Origin of the sequence: Lacrimispora indolis DSM 755 (genome assembly GCF_000526995.1) — a bacterium.
Taxonomy (GTDB): domain Bacteria; phylum Bacillota; class Clostridia; order Lachnospirales; family Lachnospiraceae; genus Lacrimispora; species Lacrimispora indolis.
Genome location: NZ_AZUI01000001.1, coordinates 864,691 through 881,915, shown reverse-complemented (window position 1 = coordinate 881,915; position 17,225 = coordinate 864,691). Strand labels below are relative to the sequence as shown.

Genomic DNA, 17,225 nt, shown 5'->3' with positions numbered 1-17,225 from the left:
ATGAAAGAGCTGCTGAAAATGGAACATATTACCAAGCATTTTGGTGAGGTATATGCAAACCGCAATATCAATCTCTCGGTACAGGGAGGAGAGGTACATACGCTGCTAGGCGAAAACGGGGCCGGAAAAAGCACCCTGATGAATATTCTCATCGGCTTATACCAGCCCACCGGCGGAGAAATCTATCTGCGCGGGGAGAAAGTAAAGATCGAATCTCCCAAGGCTGCCGTCCGGCTGGGAATTGGTATGGTACATCAGCACTTTATGCTGGTTGAAGCCATGACTGTCTTTGAAAACATTATTTTAGGCAGCAAAAAAGATTCTTCTATATTTATTAATAAGGAGCAGCTGAAAAAAGATATTCTTGAACTTTCCGGAAAATATGGCCTGGATGTGGAGCTGGACAAGCCTGTTACGGAAATTTCCGTCGGAGCCCAGCAAAGGGTTGAAATTTTAAAAGCCCTGTACCGGGGAGCAGAACTGCTCATCCTGGATGAACCTACGGCTGCACTCACTGACATTGAGGCAGAGGGACTCTTTGCAATTATCCGAAAGCTGACAGAAGAAAACAAATCTGTTATCTTTATTTCCCATAAAATGCGTGAAGTACTTGCAATCAGTGACCGCATCACCATACTCCGGGCAGGAGAAACAGTTACCACTCTGGATAAAGATAAGACGGATGGAACTCAGCTGGCTAATTTAATGATCGGCCGGGAAATGATCCCAAGCCACTACCGGAAGGTTACAGCCTCCGGGGCTGAAGTGCTGAACCTGGAGCATGTGGATTACCAGAAACAGCACAAGCACAGCGGTTTAAATGGCATCAGCCTTACCGTAAAAAAGGGGGAGGTCCTGGGCATTGCCGGTGTAGATGGGAACGGACAGTCCCAGCTGGCCCAGCTGGCTGCAGGAGTTATTTCACCGGATGCCGGCACCGTAACGCTGAAAGCAGACCGGATCTCCAAATTTGCTCCAAACGGATTTATCCTTTCCCATGTTTCCCACGTACCCGAGGACAGGAACAAAATGGGCCTGATAGGCAATATGACCGTAAGGGAGAATCTGGTATTAAAGTCAACGGAAGAAAAACGTTTCTCTTATGGACGTGGTGCTCTGTTAAAAAGAAAGTCCATCACAGCCTATGCTCTTGATATGCAGGAGAAAAATGACATCCGCTGCGCTTCCATTGAACAGGAGGTCCGCAATCTGTCAGGCGGAAACCAGCAGAAGATCATTCTGGCAAGAGAACTGGAAAATGACCCGGAGCTTCTTGTGGCTGTCCATCCCACCAGAGGACTGGATATCGGAGCTGCCAGATATGTTCACGACACCATGATCTCTGCTAGAGACAAAGGCTGCGGCATCCTTTTAATCAGTGCGGACTTTGATGAGATCTTAAATCTCTCCGACCGGATCATCGTTATGTTTGAAGGCCAGGTCATGGGTGTTTATGCCGGAGCCAACCCGCCCATTGAAGAAATCTCACTGGCTATGGCCGGAAAGGGGAAATAGGACATGAAACGAAGAGATAACCTGACTAAAATCATTGTGCCAGTCATTTCCATTCTGGTCGCATTTGTCATTGGCGGTATTATCATCCTGTGCCTTGGGAAGAACCCTTTCCAGGCATACGGTTACCTGTTCTCCGGCGCTTTCGGGAGCAGCAGAAAAGTTGCTCAGACGCTGGTCATCGCCTGTCCGCTGATCTTCACAGGTCTGACCGCTGCTTTCTCCTATAAATGCGGTGTTTTTAATCTGGGAGGAGAAGGGCAGTTTATCATAGGTGCCGTTGCCAGCATATTCTTTGTCACCAAATCAGGTATGGAGGGAATACCGGGAATTCTTATGAGCCTTCTTATGGGTATGGCAAGCGGTGCCATATGGGGAGCAATTCCAGGAATCCTGAAAATCACCAGGGGGTTAAACGAGATGATCGTCAGCATTATGCTGAACTATGTGGCAACGCTGTTCATGGGTTATGTATACACTACCCTGCTGCGGGACGGAAGTGTCCCTCAGACTTATGCCATTCCGGACAGTACGAAAATTGCCGTTATTTCCAAAAGTTTTCCTGTACACTGGGGAATCGGAATTGCGCTTTTCCTGGCTGTCGCAGGCTATTACTTTCTTTTTCACACCTCCAAAGGTTTTAAGCTGCGGGCGGTGGGGCTGAATGCAACCGCCGCATTTTTTAACGGATTTCCTGTAAACCGGTACATCCTTTTTTCCTTTATCATATCCGGGGCAGTGGCAGGCCTTGGCGGCAGTGTAGAGCTTCACGGAAAGCAGCTCCGTCTGATGAGCGGCTTTGGCCAGGGATATGGCTTTGACGGCGTGGCAATTGCACTCATTGCTCAGTTAAATCCCATCGGATCGGCAGCCGTGGCATTTATCTTTGCTGTCCTAAGAAAGGGAGCAAGCACCCTGCAGACCGGAATGCAGGTGCCTACCGCAATTGTTGACATCATTCAGGCACTTGTCATTATATTTGCTGTTGCCGGTACCGCACTCCTAAAATTGCCGTCTATAAAACAGTACCTTAACAGGCAGCTGGTAAGAAAGGAGGAAACCGACTGATGGAAGCTTTTTTCAACTTGAATTTTTTTGTGGAACTGCTGTTATCCACGGTACGTATGGCAACGCCTATTCTGTTTGTGGCACTGGCGGAAACTTATTCCGAACGGGCAGGCCTGGTTAACATCGGCCTGGATGGCATCATGTCATTTGGTGCCCTGGTAGGCTTTCTCATCGGTTTCCGTACGGGAAGTCCAATGGCAGGAATTGCAGCCGGCGCTTTATCCGGAATAGCCATCAATATGATCTATGCCTTTTGTACCATTAAGCTTTGTGCTCCCCAGATCGTATACGGTATGGCCCTAAATATCTTTGCTCCGGCTCTGGCCTCCTTTATTTACCGCCTGTCTTTTTCCGATACTTCCACGCTGATTCAGGGCGTATCCATGAAAGCAGTGCCGATTCCGGTGCTCAGCAAGATTCCTGTTGCAGGACCTGTTTTTTTCAACCATATTCCGCTGATATATTTAGCTTATCTTCTGGTTCCGGCCACTGCTGTTTTCTTAAACCGGACAAAGGCCGGTCTGAATTATAAGGCAGTGGGGGAATTTCCAAAGGCAGCGGAGACTCTGGGAATCAATGTAATCCTTCAAAAATACATTGCCTGCGTCATCTGCGGAGCGCTTGCAGGCATAGGAGGGGCATACTTAACCGTCTGCTATACCAGCACCTATTCGGAAGGAATTGTTGCGGGGCGGGGGTTCATCGCATTATCCGCCGTTATTTTCGGCCGTTGGATGCCTGGGGGCGTAATGCTTGCCTGCCTGCTCTTTGGATTCTGCGATGCCCTGCAGATCCGCCTGCAGCTTTTAAGCCCCTCCACCCCTTACCAGATCCTTCAGATGATTCCTTATCTATGCACCCTGTTCGTCCTGGCTTTCTTTGGAATAAAAAAGAGCGGTCCAAAAGCAAATGGACAGCCTTATTACCGGGAAGAGCGATAAAAGTAATTTCAGGATTCTTTCCTGCAGTTATATACTATTTCAAACATAAAAGGAGGATATAATTATGAAAAAAACTATGAAAACTGCTTCTTTGTTTTTGGCAGCTGCCCTGACGGTCATGAGCCTGTCGGCATGCGGCAGTTCCGCTGCTCCATCATCTTCTGCCGAGACAACTACGGCGGGTACCACTGCGGCCGGCGCGCCTGCCGCTGAAACAACTGCAGCTCCGGCTGAAACCGAAAAAACCAAGGATTTTAAGGTGGCCATGGTCCTGGACTCCTCTGTTTCTGACGGAGGGTGGGGGGCGAGCTGTTACCAGGCAATGGTTGGCGCTGCCAAGGAAAGCAGCTGGGAAACTGTGTACACCGATAATGTGGCAACTGCAGATTTCGCAACGGTTATGACTGATTATGCAGAGCTGGGCTATAACCTTATCTTTGCTCCCGGAAACCAATATACCGACGCAGTCAAGCAGGTTGCAGCAGAATATCCGGAAATTAAATTCGCTCTGTTAAATGGGACGGTAGAAACCGATAATATTACCTCCATCCTTCCTGATGCAAAACAAATCGGCTATATGGCGGGCGCTTTAGCAGGCCTTATGAGCAAAACAGGCAGCATCGGCTTCATCGGTGGCATGGAACTTGACACAACCAAAGCAAAGCTGGAATGCTACGAAAAGGCCGCTCAAAAGGTAAATCCGGATATCAAGGTTTCTTCTGCTTACGCCGGCTCCTTCAGTGATACGGCCAAAGGAAAGGAAATCGCCTCTTCCATGATTTCTACCTATGATGTTGATGTAATGTTTGGTGATGCATCTGCAGTTGACACCGGAGCCCGGGAAGCCCTGGCAGCTTCCGAAGGCAGATACGATATCGGGCAGCCGGGAAATTTAGGTTCTTCCGACGACAAAGTCATCATCTGTTCCGTGGTTACTGACAACGCGGCCCTGCTCAAAGCCTGTATGAATGATGTGGAATCCGATTCCTTCGGCAACAAAACCATTTACGGAGATTTAAGCAACGGCTGTCTAAGTGTGGGAACCTTCTCAAATCTTGTGCCGGACGATATTCAGACTCAGTATAAAGAAATCGTTGACCAGATCAAGTCCGGAGACTTTATCCAGTAATGCAAAAAATCATGCCGGCGCCTGACCTGCAGGTGCCGGCATGATCGGAAGGACCGGTAAGAATGTTCTTTGATATTGGCAGTTCTTTTTACACCGTGTTCTTTCATCGCTAAATTCAGAATCGCAGGATATAAGAATAGGGAGATTATTCCCTATTCTTATTTTTTATCATGATAAAGGGAAAAATTCTGGCCGCCCCGATCCATAAGGAACGCCTTGTTAAAAAGGGTTTTAAATTGATATCTTTTATGATACTATAGCTCTATAGAAATGCAGCATCGCTTCATGAGAAGGGGAGGGTATTATGAGAGGTTTGGCATATCTGAAACTGATGGCAAGGGAGTATCCCACGATTAAGGCTGCTTCCAGCGAGATCATCAACCTTACTGCCATTCAGGGATTACCAAAGGGAACGGAATATTTTTTCAGTGACCTGCATGGCGAGTACGAGGCATTTGTTCATTTATTAAAAAGTGCCTCAGGCGTTATCCGCGAAAAGATCACGGAAACCTTCAGCCACATTATACCAGAGAAAGAAGAAGTGGAGTTAGCAAACTTGATTTACTATCCGGAGAGAGTCATGAATCAGCTGGAGCTTAAAGGCCTTGCAGACGGTGACTGGCAGAGAGTGACCATTTACCGGCTGGTACAGATCTGCAAAGTGGTTTCATCAAAGTACACCAGATCCAAGGTAAGGAAGAAAATGCCCCCGGAGTTTGCCTACATCATTGATGAGCTGCTTCATGTGGATTATAATGATGACAATAAGCGTGTATACTATAACGAGATCATACGGTCCATCATTGACATCCGGGTGGGAGATAAGTTCATCATAGCCTTATGCGAGCTGATCCAGAATCTGACCATTGACAGCCTGCATATTATCGGAGATATTTTCGACCGTGGTCCAAGGGCAGATATTATTATGGATGAACTGCTGCGGTTTCATGATGTGGATATACAATGGGGCAATCATGACATTTCCTGGATGGGAGCTGCCACCGGAAATCTGGCATGTATCTGCAATGTGCTGAGGATCGCAATCAGCTATAACAGCTTTGATGTGCTGGAGGATGGATACGGCATTAACCTGCGTCCATTGTCCATGTTTGCGGCCAGGGTTTACCGGGATGATCCCTGTGAACGGTTCACTCCCCAGATCCTTGACCAAAACATATACGATGCGGTGGATCCGGGACTGGCGGCCAAGATGCACAAAGCCATTGCGGTCATCCAGTTTAAGGTGGAGGGTCAGATCATAAAACGCCATCCGGAATACGAGATGAGTGACAGGATTCTGATCGAAGCCATTGATTTTGAACGGGGTGTTGTAAACGTGGAAGGCAAGGAATACCCAATGCTTGATATGTTTTTTCCGACGATAGACCCTAAGGAGCCTTTAAAGCTCAGCAAAGAGGAAGAAGAGCTCCTTCATACCCTGCAGCTTTCCTTCATGCATAACGAGCTTCTTCACAAGCATGTCCGTTTCCTGTACTCTCATGGAAGCATGTATAAATGCTATAATTCAAACCTTTTATACCATGGCTGCATTCCCATGAAAGAGGACGGTTCTTTTGAGGAGATCGTAGTGGGACCCCACGCTTATTCTGGAAAGGCGCTCATGGATTACGTGGACCGGAAGGTCCAAAATGCATATTTTATGCCTGAGGACTCCATGGAAAGCGAGGATGCCAGGGATTTTATGTGGTATTTATGGTGCGGAGCCAAATCTCCGGTATACGGCAAGGGAAAAATGACGACCTTTGAGCATTATTTTATCGGAGACAAGGCCGCCCACAAGGAGTCTATGAATCCTTATTACAGGCTCAGCGTGAAAGAAGAATACTGTGATAAGATACTGGAAGAATTCGGCCTTTCCAAAAACGGCTCCCATATCATCAACGGCCACGTTCCGGTGAAAATAAAGGAAGGGGAATCCCCGGTGAAGGCAGGCGGCAAGCTGTTCCTTATTGATGGAGGGCTGTCAAAGGCTTACCAGACCAAGACAGGGATCGCAGGCTATACCTTGATTTACAATTCCAACCATCTGGCGCTTGCGGAGCACAAACCCTTTGACCCTAATAAGGAAAGCACGCCAAAGGTTTCCGTAGTTGAGAATATGAAGAACCGGGTCATGGTGGCTGATACGGATAAGGGCGCAGAGCTGGCCGAGCGGATCGCGGATTTAATGGAACTGGTGGCGGCATACCGGGATGGCGTAATCAAGGAGAAAGTAGAGTAGTCCAACCGATTATGAAATTTTAAGAATTTATTCAGAGAAGGTTTCTTTACGAAGTCCCTGTCGGATGATACAATAATCAAAGCTATTTACTTAATTGAAGGAGGCTCAGATGAGCAGACAGGAGTTTTTACAGCGCTTGAGGGAGACTTTATCAGGTGAAGTTCCTGGGAGCGTGATCGAAGAAAATATCAGGTATTATGAAGAATACATCACCACGGAAGTGAGAAATGGTTCTACGGAAGAGGCGGTAATAGCCTCTATCGGCGATCCAAGGCTGATTGCCAGGACGATTTTAGAAGCCAGCGAAAATGCAAAGGACAGCGGATCAGGCAGAACTTACTATGAATCCTATTCCAACGCAGATCAGGATGTGTATGAGGATCCGGGTAATTTCGGACGCCATATGCATTACATTGACTTGAATAAATGGTACTGGAAGCTTTTGGGAGTCGCGGTACTTATCTTGTTTTTCTTTTTGATCGCCGGCATTGTGACAGGGATTTTCAGCCTTCTGATGCCTATTATGGGCCCCTTGCTTTTGGTATTTCTCATTGTCTGGATCGTAAGAGGAACGAAACGATAAAGTCATATATATTTAATAATTAAAAACAAATGTTACAGAAGTGTGACGGCATTCATGACGCAAAAAGTGTCATGAATGCCGTTTTTGCTTGACAAATACGGGGAATAAGTATATAATTCGAATTGTAACATTTATGTAACATTTTGGCTGAGTTTTGCAGGAATGACAGAAAAACGTAAAAAACAGGAGATTTGATATGAAAAATAAAATGTGGAAGGCAATGGGGTTTTTAGGGCTTTTAGCGAGCTTAAGCTGGGTTTCCCCTGCAGAGGCGAAAGCAGCGGAGATCGCTGTTGAAACCAGCACGACACTTTATGCAAAGATGGACATGCCTGTATCTGTCAGGGAAGCTGCAAATACGGCAGGAACAGTACTTTCCCAGGCCGGGGAGGGCCAGACTTATGAAGTGGTGGAATCTCCCAAGGATGGCTGGATTAAAATAAAGACTCCCTCAGGAGATGGATACATACAAAGCAGTTCTGCGACACTGATTGAAAAAAACCAGGAAAAGGTGGACAAGTCTGTTCTTCAGCGCCAGCAGATCGTGGATTATGCCCTTCAGTTTGTGGGCGGACGCTATGTCTACGGAGGAGTCAATCCCAAAACAGGAGTGGATTGTTCCGGTTTTACCAGATATGTGCTTGCGAATACGGCCGGTGTCAATTTAAGCCACAGTTCAAAGTCGCAGTCAAGGGAGGGCCGCAGTTTGAGCTACGAGGAAGCCCGGGCAGGTGATCTGGTATTTTATGGAAAAAATGGATCCATTAACCATGTTGCCCTTTATATGGGAGACGGCCGGGTAGTCCACGCTTCCACAGAAAAGACCGGAATTATCGTAACAAACGTCATGTATCGCAAACCTGTGAAATTTGTCCGGGTTTTAAACTAAAATATTTTGAATTTCGTGCAGTTTTAAATAATACTTGACGAAAAGATAAAATAAATGTATAATAACCGTAATGAATTTAATATTTACGTAACATTTGAAACTCAAAAAGTAAAATTAGGAGCAGATTTCCCGATGATAAACAAAGCATGGAAAACGTTAGGCCTTATGGCTTTTTGCGGAGCAATGATAATTGCAGATCCTTCAGATGTAAGAGCAGATGAAATTTCAGGTCCAGGACTCAGTTATGGGAACTATATGGTGACCGTTGATGCAGATAATGTAACGATCAGCAAGGATGAAGCTGGTCAGGAAGCGTTGATGACCGCTTCCAAAGGATCTTCCTTTGAAGTTGTAGAGGATATGGGCGACGGAAAAATTAAGGTCAAGATCAATGATACATATGGCTTTCTGCCAGCAGAGGGGAATGCCACCATATCATCGACAGATGAGGAAACACTGGCAGCCCTGGAGGTAAAAACTCAGGCACAGGTGGCAGTGGATTTCAGACAAAGCATTGTTAATTACGCACTTCAGTTTGTAGGCGGGCGTTATTCCTATGGCGGCAGCGACCCGCACACCGGAGTAGACTGTTCCGGATTTACCAGATATGTGATGCAGCACGCAGCGGGCCTTACCATAAACCGTTCATCAGGGGGACAGGCTTCTCAGGGAAGGGCAGTTGGCGCTGACCAGATGCGTCCCGGCGATTTGATCTTTTATGGTAGCGGATCTTCCATAAATCATGTTGCCATGTATATCGGCAATGGACAAGTAGTTCATTCATCAACTTACAGTACAGGCATTAAGACTTCTCCGTGGAACTATCGGGCGCCTGTAAAAATCGTCAATGTTCTTGGCGATTAATGAAATAGCGGATTACCGGATTTTGGAAAGGGATATAGGGCCTTCGGCATGGGATTGCCGAAGGTCTTTTGTTTGATTTGATGTAAAAAAGGACAAAGAGAAACAGACGGACAGGGGAGCCATCCGGCTGTTTCTGAGGGGAGTATAAATAATTAATAAGGATGAGGAAATAAATTCCTCATTTTGATTATAATATAGTCTTGATGAAAATGCAAAGTTATTTTTAAATTTTAAAATAAAAATGATAGTATAATCTGTCGGAAATTCGCCATACTAGACCATGTAACGTAAAACGCCGACAGGAGGTATTTATTATGTCTAAGAATAATTACAATGATATGGACAATTCTTCCAGGAATTCCCATAACAACAATCAAAACAACAGCCAGAATAACAACCAGAACAACAGCCAGAATAACAACCAGAACAACAATCAGAACAACAGCCAGAACAACAACCAGAACAACAATCAGAACAACAACCGCAACTCCAGCAAGGACAGCAGCCGCGATTCCAGCAGAGACAGCAGCCGCAACAGATTCAACTAATTAGGTCTGGCCGAACCGATTATTAAAAAAGGCGTGGGAAAGAGACAAAGGGGTCCTTTCCCGCGTTTTTTTGTTGGGACTGGCCTGCTTTTGCATGATTTTCGCAATCCGGAAATTATGGAATATATTATTACTAGAAAGGACGGGTGATAATATGTTCAGGACCATTCCGATTTGGGAAGTCGATCATTATATCAATTATAACAACAACATTATGATTATAGATCTTCGCAGTGAGACGTCCTATAGGCAATCCCATATTAGGGGAGCAGTGAATCTGCCATATGAAGATATGGATCAATGGGTGAGCAGTTTGCCAAAGGATAAACTTTTGATATTTTACTGTTCCAGGGGCGGACAAAGCATGATCGTCTGCAGAAATCTGGAGCAGGCCGGATACAATGTGGTCAATATAGCCAATGGAATTGCGTATTACAGAGGAAAATATATGGTTCGCGGATAGGTAATTTCATTGACAGAAATACCCCGCTAGCCTTAAAATATACCTATTAAATACAAAAGGAGAAAACGACTTATGAGATATATGATTGCTTCCGACATTCATGGTTCTGCCTATTTTTGCAGGAAGCTGTTAGATGCATATAAAACTTCCGGAGCAGGCAGGCTGATCCTGTTAGGAGATATTCTTTATCATGGCCCAAGAAATGATCTTCCAAGAGAATATGCTCCTAAAGAGGTGATTTCCATGTTAAATGAGTGCAAGGACCAGATCTATTGTGTGCGGGGAAACTGTGACACTGAAGTGGATCAGATGGTGCTTGAATTTCCTATCCTTGGGGATTATGCCCTGCTTGCTGTCCATGGGCTGACAATTTATGCCACTCATGGGCATATTTACAATAAGGAGAATTTGCCCCCAATACAAAAAGGTGATATCCTGCTTCATGGGCATACTCATATCCTGACTGCAGAGCGCTTTGGTGATATTACCATATTAAATCCAGGTTCCGTGTCCATTCCAAAGGGCGGCAATCCTCCTACTTATGGAATGCTGGAGGATAAAATATTCCGCATTATGGACTTTGACGGGAATGTGATAAAAGAAATGAACTTAGGAGAATAAGGTGAAAAAAACATTTGAGTTGATTGCACCCTGTCACTTTGGCATGGAAGCAGTCTTAAAAAGAGAAATTATTGATCTGGGTTATGATATTGCATCGGTAGAAGACGGAAGAGTCACCTTTGTCGGAGATGATGAGGCGATCTGCCGGGCCAATGTGTTTCTGCGTACGGCAGAAAGGGTTTTGTTGAAGGTGGGAAGCTTTCACGGGGAATCCTTTGAAGAACTTTTTCAGGGAACCAGGGCGATCTGCTGGGAGGATTATATCCCTCAGGATGGAAAATTCTGGGTCGCAAAGGCTTCTTCCATAAAAAGTAAATTGTTCAGCCCCTCTGATATCCAATCCATCATGAAAAAGGCCATGGTGGAGCGGTTAAAAGGGGCTTATGGTGTTGAATGGTTTCCGGAGACTGGAAGCAGCTATCCTTTACGGGTATTCCTCCACAAGGATCAGGTGACTGTTGGAATTGATACCACAGGAGATTCCCTCCACAAGAGAGGGTACCGTACATTAACCAGTAAAGCGCCTATTACGGAGACCCTTGCTGCTGCCCTTATTATGCTGACCCCCTGGAACAAGGACAGAATTCTGGTAGATCCTTTCTGCGGAAGCGGGACATTTGTGATTGAGGCGGCCATGATGGCAGCCAATATGGCTCCCGGCATGAACCGTTCCTTTCTTGCGGAGGAGTGGAAAAACCTGATTCCAAGAAAGTGCTGGTATGAAACCATGGATGAGGCAGGCGATCTTGTGGATACCGATGTCAAAGTGGACATACAGGGGTATGATATAGACGGTGAGATCGTAAAGGCTGCCAGAGCCAATGCAGAGTCAGCGGGAGTGGACCATATGATCCATTTCCAGCAAAGACCCCTTGCCGCTTTAAGCCATCCTAAAAAATACGGTTTTATCATTACAAATCCGCCTTATGGGGAACGAATTGAAGATAAGAAGAACTTACCGGAGCTTTATCGGCAGATCGGGGAACGGTATAAGGTCCTTGATGCCTGGTCCCTGTACATGATCACAGCCTATGAGGAGGCGGAGAAGTACATCGGCAGAAAGGCAGATAAGAACCGGAAGATTTATAATGGTATGATGAAAACCTATTTCTATCAGTTCATGGGGCCAAAGCCCCCAAAAAGAAAAGTGGGAGATTCGGTTGAAGAATAAAAGATGGTTTTCCCTACTTCTGATAATCGCCTGTTTTGCAGCAGGATTCCGGATTTCCGGTGAGGAAGCGCATCCGGTAAACGGAACAGGCCAAAACTACTTGAAGGAGTCAGAAAGCGGGGAGACACATGGCCGGACAGAGTCCCGGAAAGAGGAAATTTTAGACGGAAAGCTCCCGTCTTCCTATGACGGGAGAAAGGAAGGCCGGGTTCCTTCTGTGAAAAATCAGGGTTCCATTGGCACCTGCTGGGCCTTTGCATCGCTCCAGGCCCTGGAAGCCGGGCTTCTGCCTGAGGAAAGTCATGATTTTTCGGAAGACCATATGTCCTTAAATAATGGCTTTTGTATTCCCCAGGAAGAGGGCGGGGAATACACCATGTCCATGGCCTATCTGCTGTCCTGGAGAGGCCCTGTATCAGAAGCAGATGATCCTTACGGTGACGGCATTTCGCCGGATGGCTTAAAAGCAGAAAAGCACGTTCAGGAGATTCAAATCCTTCCTGAGAAGGATTATGAGAAGATCAAGAGGGCTGTTTTAATGTATGGCGGGGTGCAAAGCTCCCTTTATACTTCCCTGACCGGCGAAGACAGCCGGTCTGTTTCCTACAATGAGGAGGAGTTTGCCTACTGCTACATAGGCCCGGAGCTTCCCAACCATGATTCCGTGATCATTGGCTGGGATGATGCGTATTCTAAGGAAAACTTTCGTGAGGATGTTCAGGGAAATGGGGCATTTATCTGCATGAACAGCTGGGGAGACGGATTCGGGGACCAGGGATATTTTTATGTCTCCTATTATGATTCCAATATCGGAAGGAATAATATTGTTTATACCCTTGTGGAAGATACAGATAATTATGACCATATTTATCAGTCGGATTTAAGAGGCTGGGTAGGCCAGTTAGGATATGGGGAAGATACCCTGTGGCTTTCCAATGTATACGAAGCAGGGACTCTTGAAAGTCTTGCAGCGGCAGGCTTCTATGCCACGGGCCCCGGAAGCTCCTATGAGGTTTATGTAGTACGTCATGCAGGGGAAGAATCTGATATTGTGGAAGGCCGGGATTTCGACCGGAAAATTCTCCTGGCTAAGGGGAGCTTTGATTATGGAGGATATTATACGGTTCCGCTTATGGGAAATCAGCAGGAGGATCTTAGGCTCACTCCTGGGGAACGGTTTGCGGTGATCGTTAAAATCACCACCCCGGATGCGGTCCATCCCGCGGCCATTGAGTATGATGCAGGGGACGGCCGTACGTTTGTTAATATCTCAGACGGGGAAGGTTATATCAGCGCCAATGGCAGTGCATGGGAACGTGCTGAGAGCCAGAACTGCAACTTATGCTTAAAGGCTTACACAAAAGACCGGTAAAAAACATGATGGAGGAAGGAAAAGATGAACGATAAAAAGATCGTATTTGCCACAGGGAATGATGGGAAAATGCGGGAGATCAGGGAGATCCTTAAGGACCTGGGAATGGAAGTCCTCTCCATGAAAGAGGCCGGAGTAACCTTGGATATTGTGGAAGACGGAAATACATTTGGGGATAACGCCGAGCTAAAAGCCAGGGCAGTGTGGAAAGAAACCGGAGGGATCGTGCTTGCGGATGATTCCGGCCTGGTTGTGGACTGCTTAAACGGGGAGCCTGGAATCCTTTCTGCCAGATATATGGGGGAGGATACCTCCTATGAAATTAAGAATCAGAATATCCTTGACAGAGCCTCTCACGCAAAGGGCAGTGAAAGAAGCGCCCGTTTTATTTGCAATATCGCTGCGGTGCTTCCTGATGGACAGGTGCTTCATACGGAAGAGTCCATGGAAGGGCTGCTGGCTGATCGGCCTGCCGGAGAGGAGGGCTTTGGTTATGATCCTATCCTCTATATACCGGAATTCGGAGCAACCAGCGCCCAGCTTACCCTGGATCAGAAGAATAAGATCAGCCACCGGGGAAAGGCTTTGGAGGCCATGAAGGGCCGGCTTATAGAAATTTTTACAGGAGGGGAGAATCATGAAAGTACTGATTGTCAGTGATACGCACCGCAAAGATGAAAGTTTAAAGAAAATCATTGCAGAGACTAAGCCGCTTGACATGCTGATCCATCTGGGAGATTCGGAAGGCAGTGAAGAAAAGATAGCTGGCTGGATTCCCGCTGGCTGTGAGCTTCAGATGGTCCTTGGAAACAATGATTTTTTCTCGGATCTGGACCGGGAAAGGGAAGTAAAGATAGGGAAATACCGGGCTTTACTGACCCATGGGCATTATTATAATGTGTCTCTTGGGGTGGAGCGCCTGGAGCAGGAGGCGGCGGATAGAGGTCTTGACATGGCTATGTACGGCCATACCCACAAGCCTTTTTATGAGGTACATAATGGGATCACGATTTTAAATCCGGGCAGCCTTTCTTATCCGCGGCAGGAAGGCAGAAAGCCATCCTACATGATTATGGAGATCGATGAGCAGGGGGAGGCTCATTTTACCCTGAAATTTCTGGACAAATAGGCGTTTTTTTTAGAAAAAATTGGGCCGTTTACCAGAAAACAGATAAAAGGACCGTTTCTAGCCCATCCATCCGATTATAGGAAGTGCTTTTTACTTCCCATAATATAAATAAGAAGCGGCTGCAAAAAAGAGTATCTGTATTTGATCTCCTTTTTGCAGCCGCTTCTTATTTTTTTACATCATTATTTCCAGCCTTCCGGCAAATAAGCCATGGTGTTTTCTATCATGTCGTCTGCCAGCTTTTTGATCTCTTTTTCCCCTGCGCGTCCTTTTACCAGAGGATCGCTTAAGAACGCTTCATATACCAGGGAGCGGTCATAAGTGAGGGCAGCCTCCAGAATACGCTGATGGTTGGCAATGTGAGGCATGATCAGTTCAAGAACATTTTCTGGTATGGAGCCTGCTACAACAGGCTTAATGCTGTCCCTGCTGAACAGGGCGTTGGTCTCAACAACAGCGTCTGCGGGCAGGTTTGGAATCTGTAAGAAGGAATTAGGGATATTGACATTGCTGACGGTCCTTTCAAGGCCGCATATGGCTTTGATGAGCAGGATCCCTTCTTCTCCCGACGGCTTTAAATCAATTTCCTCTTCTCCGCTTACAAGACGGTGGCTCTTTGCCAAACGGTTTTTCAAATCCTCTTTTCTCCAGGCAACGGTGGTGAGGCCGAATTTCCAGCTCTTTACGGTTTCAGGGTCTTTTAAGTAATCGGTTCCGGGCATAAATTCTGCAAGGTGGCGGTCACCGGCAGCAGCAATCAGGCCATAGCGGCGGAAAAGATCAAATTTTACTCTGTGGGCGCATTCAAAGCTGTTGTTTGCCCAGTTCTTGTCAGGCTCATTGTAACCTTCCTCATAATGGGCATCAATGTAATCACGGTAAACAGGGAACAAGTCGATTCCCTTGTAGGAAGCCTGGTCAAACCAGGTGAAATGGTTGATTCCCAGAACGTTTACATGGATGTCGCGGCGGTCCACATGTTCAAAACCAAAGGTTTCTTCACAGATTCCCTTTAAAACTTTCTGGGTGCCGAACACCTCATGGCAGCAGCCAAAAGCCTTGATCCGGGGGAATACATGATAAAGAGTCTTCACACACAAGGACATGGGATTCGTGTAGTTGATGACCCAGGCATCGGGAGCGTATTTTTTAACTGCTTCAGCGATGGTTACGAACATGGGAATGGTGCGGAGGGCGCGGATCATTCCTCCCGGTCCAGCGGTATCGCCTACGGACTGGTAGATACCAAGCCTCTCCGGAAGGTGGACATCGGAATCCATTTCATCAAAGGTTCCGGGGAGTATGGAGATGACTATAAAATCACAGCCTGTCAGGGCATCCTCTAAGGAAGATGCGGTAATGTAATTCCATTTTCCGGTGGTATCTTCCCTGCTTGTCAGTTTATTGCCAATGTTCTCATTGTTTTTTGCGGCTGCCTCGTCAATGTCATACAAACGGATGGTCCCGCTTAAAGAATCATCCATGGAAAGATCCGTCATAAAGGTCCAGGCCCAGCCTCTGGAGCCGCCGCCGATGTAGGCGATATTAATATCGCTGACTTTGTTGTTTGCGTATTTCATAGGGTATCCTCCTGTTAAAAGAATTTGTTTTATAAAATGTTTTTTAGGCTCTCTATTACATATTGCTGAAAGTAATAAACGCTTTCGATAATTGGATGGACGGGGCAAAGAATACCCCTTATATCTTCCATTGCATTGCAAGTGAAGATAAGTTATATTATAATGGATTATAGTATTATAAATCTAATATAATTGGGACTTTTTTTGACAGAATCATACTTTTGGCTACTATTTTGGAGGTTGAGATGGAAAAAACCATATTTTCAGAAATCATGGAAGGAATTACAATGGACCGGGTGGTCAGGGATCAGGAATATTCCATGCCAATGAAGCATTTTCACGACACCTATGAGCTTTATTTTCTCCTGGAAGGAGAGCGCCATTATTTTATAGAGAAACAAACCTATTATGTGAAAACAGGGGATGTGGTCCTGATAAACCGGGAACAGGTTCATAAGACAAGCCAGGCGGGAAGTAAAAAGCATGACAGGATCCTTCTCCAGCTAAGCGGGAGAGTTTTGGAGCCATGGCTTAAGAGTGCAGGGCTGTATTCCCTTGAGAGGATATTTGACGATTATTATGGGGTGACCAGGCTTACTGAAAAAGAATGGGATGAGATAAAAGAGCTTTTGCTGGGGATTTCAGAGGAAATGATCCACAGGAGGGAGAGGTATGAGGTGATGGTAAGGCTGAAGCTCTCCCAGATTTTACTGATGGTCTGCCGCAGCAGGAAGAAAAACCTGCTTAAAGAAATGCCTCAGACGGTGCAGACCGCAAAGCATGGAAAGGTCCACGAAGTGGCGGAATATTTGACTCTCCACTGCGAGACAGGGGAGAGTCTGGAGGAGCTTTCAGAAAGCTTTTTCATCAGCAAATCCTATTTAAGCAGAATATTCCGGGAGGTCACCGGATTTTCCGTAAATGAATACCGGAACCTGGCCAGAGTGAGAAAGGCGAGAGAGCTTCTGGCAGGCAGCGGGTATTCTATTACGGAAATATCGGAGATTCTTGGATTTGAAAGCGTTACCTATTTTGAACGGGTATTTAAAAAGCATACGGATATGACGCCTCTGAAATATAGAAAGGATGCGGGTGGAGTCCATTGATACAAGC

17 protein-coding genes are annotated in these 17,225 nt (G+C 46.2%); 16 read left to right on the top strand and 1 reads right to left on the bottom strand.

Annotation, left to right across the window (positions count from 1 at the left end; all coding sequences use genetic code 11):
* From K401_RS0104225 to K401_RS0104155, 15 genes are all read left to right on the top strand, one after another.
* Entirely contained in the window at positions 1-1,515 is a 1,515-nt protein-coding gene (locus K401_RS0104225) for an ABC transporter ATP-binding protein (RefSeq protein ID WP_024291790.1), read from the top strand.
* A 3-nt stretch (positions 1,516-1,518) separates the two neighbouring features.
* Entirely contained in the window at positions 1,519-2,580 is a 1,062-nt protein-coding gene (locus tag K401_RS0104220; protein WP_024291789.1) for an ABC transporter permease, read from the top strand.
* The gene (locus tag K401_RS0104215) at positions 2,580-3,521 is read left to right on the top strand and encodes an ABC transporter permease (RefSeq protein WP_024348247.1); all 942 of its coding nucleotides are present in this window, start codon (positions 2,580-2,582) and stop codon (positions 3,519-3,521) included. Before K401_RS0104220 ends, K401_RS0104215 begins: the two co-directional genes overlap by 1 nt.
* 64 nt (positions 3,522-3,585) lie before the next feature.
* Complete coding sequence (locus tag K401_RS0104210; protein ID WP_024291787.1) at positions 3,586-4,650, top strand: BMP family protein; 1,065 nt, start codon at positions 3,586-3,588, stop codon at positions 4,648-4,650.
* Between the two features lie 304 nt (positions 4,651-4,954).
* Positions 4,955-6,892: a fructose-bisphosphatase class III gene (locus tag K401_RS0104205; RefSeq protein ID WP_024291786.1), complete on the top strand. Its 1,938-nt coding sequence runs from the start codon at positions 4,955-4,957 to the stop codon at positions 6,890-6,892.
* 109 nt (positions 6,893-7,001) lie between these two features.
* Positions 7,002-7,475: a DUF1700 domain-containing protein gene (locus tag K401_RS0104200; RefSeq protein ID WP_024291785.1), complete on the top strand. Its 474-nt coding sequence runs from the start codon at positions 7,002-7,004 to the stop codon at positions 7,473-7,475.
* 196 nt (positions 7,476-7,671) lie between these two features.
* Positions 7,672-8,364, top strand: coding sequence for a C40 family peptidase (locus K401_RS0104195; RefSeq protein WP_024291784.1), 693 nt, complete (start codon positions 7,672-7,674; stop codon positions 8,362-8,364).
* 132 nt (positions 8,365-8,496) lie between these two features.
* Positions 8,497-9,228, top strand: a complete 732-nt coding sequence (locus K401_RS0104190; protein WP_024291783.1) for a C40 family peptidase — start codon at positions 8,497-8,499, stop codon at positions 9,226-9,228.
* A 314-nt stretch (positions 9,229-9,542) separates the two neighbouring features.
* On the top strand, positions 9,543-9,776 hold the full coding sequence (locus K401_RS0104185) for a hypothetical protein (RefSeq protein WP_198018317.1): 234 nt from the start codon (positions 9,543-9,545) through the stop codon (positions 9,774-9,776).
* A 154-nt stretch (positions 9,777-9,930) separates the two neighbouring features.
* A complete protein-coding gene (locus K401_RS0104180) occupies positions 9,931-10,239 on the top strand; it encodes a rhodanese-like domain-containing protein (protein ID WP_024291781.1) in 309 nt (102 codons plus the stop codon).
* A gap of 72 nt (positions 10,240-10,311) precedes the next feature.
* Positions 10,312-10,860 carry a phosphodiesterase gene (yfcE, locus tag K401_RS0104175; protein WP_024291780.1) on the top strand — a complete coding sequence of 183 codons (549 nt, stop codon included), beginning with the start codon at positions 10,312-10,314 and terminating at the stop codon, positions 10,858-10,860.
* Between the two features lies 1 nt (position 10,861).
* Entirely contained in the window at positions 10,862-12,031 is a 1,170-nt protein-coding gene (locus K401_RS0104170) for a THUMP domain-containing class I SAM-dependent RNA methyltransferase (protein WP_024291779.1), read from the top strand.
* The gene (locus tag K401_RS0104165; protein ID WP_024291778.1) at positions 12,021-13,403 is read left to right on the top strand and encodes a lectin like domain-containing protein; all 1,383 of its coding nucleotides are present in this window, start codon (positions 12,021-12,023) and stop codon (positions 13,401-13,403) included. Before K401_RS0104170 ends, K401_RS0104165 begins: the two co-directional genes overlap by 11 nt.
* A gap of 24 nt (positions 13,404-13,427) precedes the next feature.
* Positions 13,428-14,063 carry an RdgB/HAM1 family non-canonical purine NTP pyrophosphatase gene (rdgB, locus tag K401_RS0104160; protein WP_024291777.1) on the top strand — a complete coding sequence of 212 codons (636 nt, stop codon included), beginning with the start codon at positions 13,428-13,430 and terminating at the stop codon, positions 14,061-14,063.
* A complete protein-coding gene (locus K401_RS0104155; RefSeq protein ID WP_024291776.1) occupies positions 14,041-14,532 on the top strand; it encodes a metallophosphoesterase family protein in 492 nt (163 codons plus the stop codon). The genes rdgB and K401_RS0104155 overlap by 23 nt, the downstream gene beginning before the upstream one ends.
* Positions 14,533-14,714: 182 nt before the next feature.
* Here K401_RS0104155 and K401_RS0104150 read toward each other — a convergent pair whose 3' ends face one another.
* Positions 14,715-16,112, bottom strand: coding sequence for an alpha-glucosidase/alpha-galactosidase (locus tag K401_RS0104150; RefSeq protein WP_024291775.1), 1,398 nt, complete (start codon positions 16,110-16,112; stop codon positions 14,715-14,717).
* 245 nt (positions 16,113-16,357) lie between these two features.
* Here K401_RS0104150 and K401_RS0104145 point away from each other — a divergent pair, with 245 nt between their 5' ends.
* Positions 16,358-17,218 carry an AraC family transcriptional regulator gene (locus K401_RS0104145; protein WP_024291774.1) on the top strand — a complete coding sequence of 287 codons (861 nt, stop codon included), beginning with the start codon at positions 16,358-16,360 and terminating at the stop codon, positions 17,216-17,218.
* The last annotated feature ends 7 nt before the right edge of the window (positions 17,219-17,225 follow it).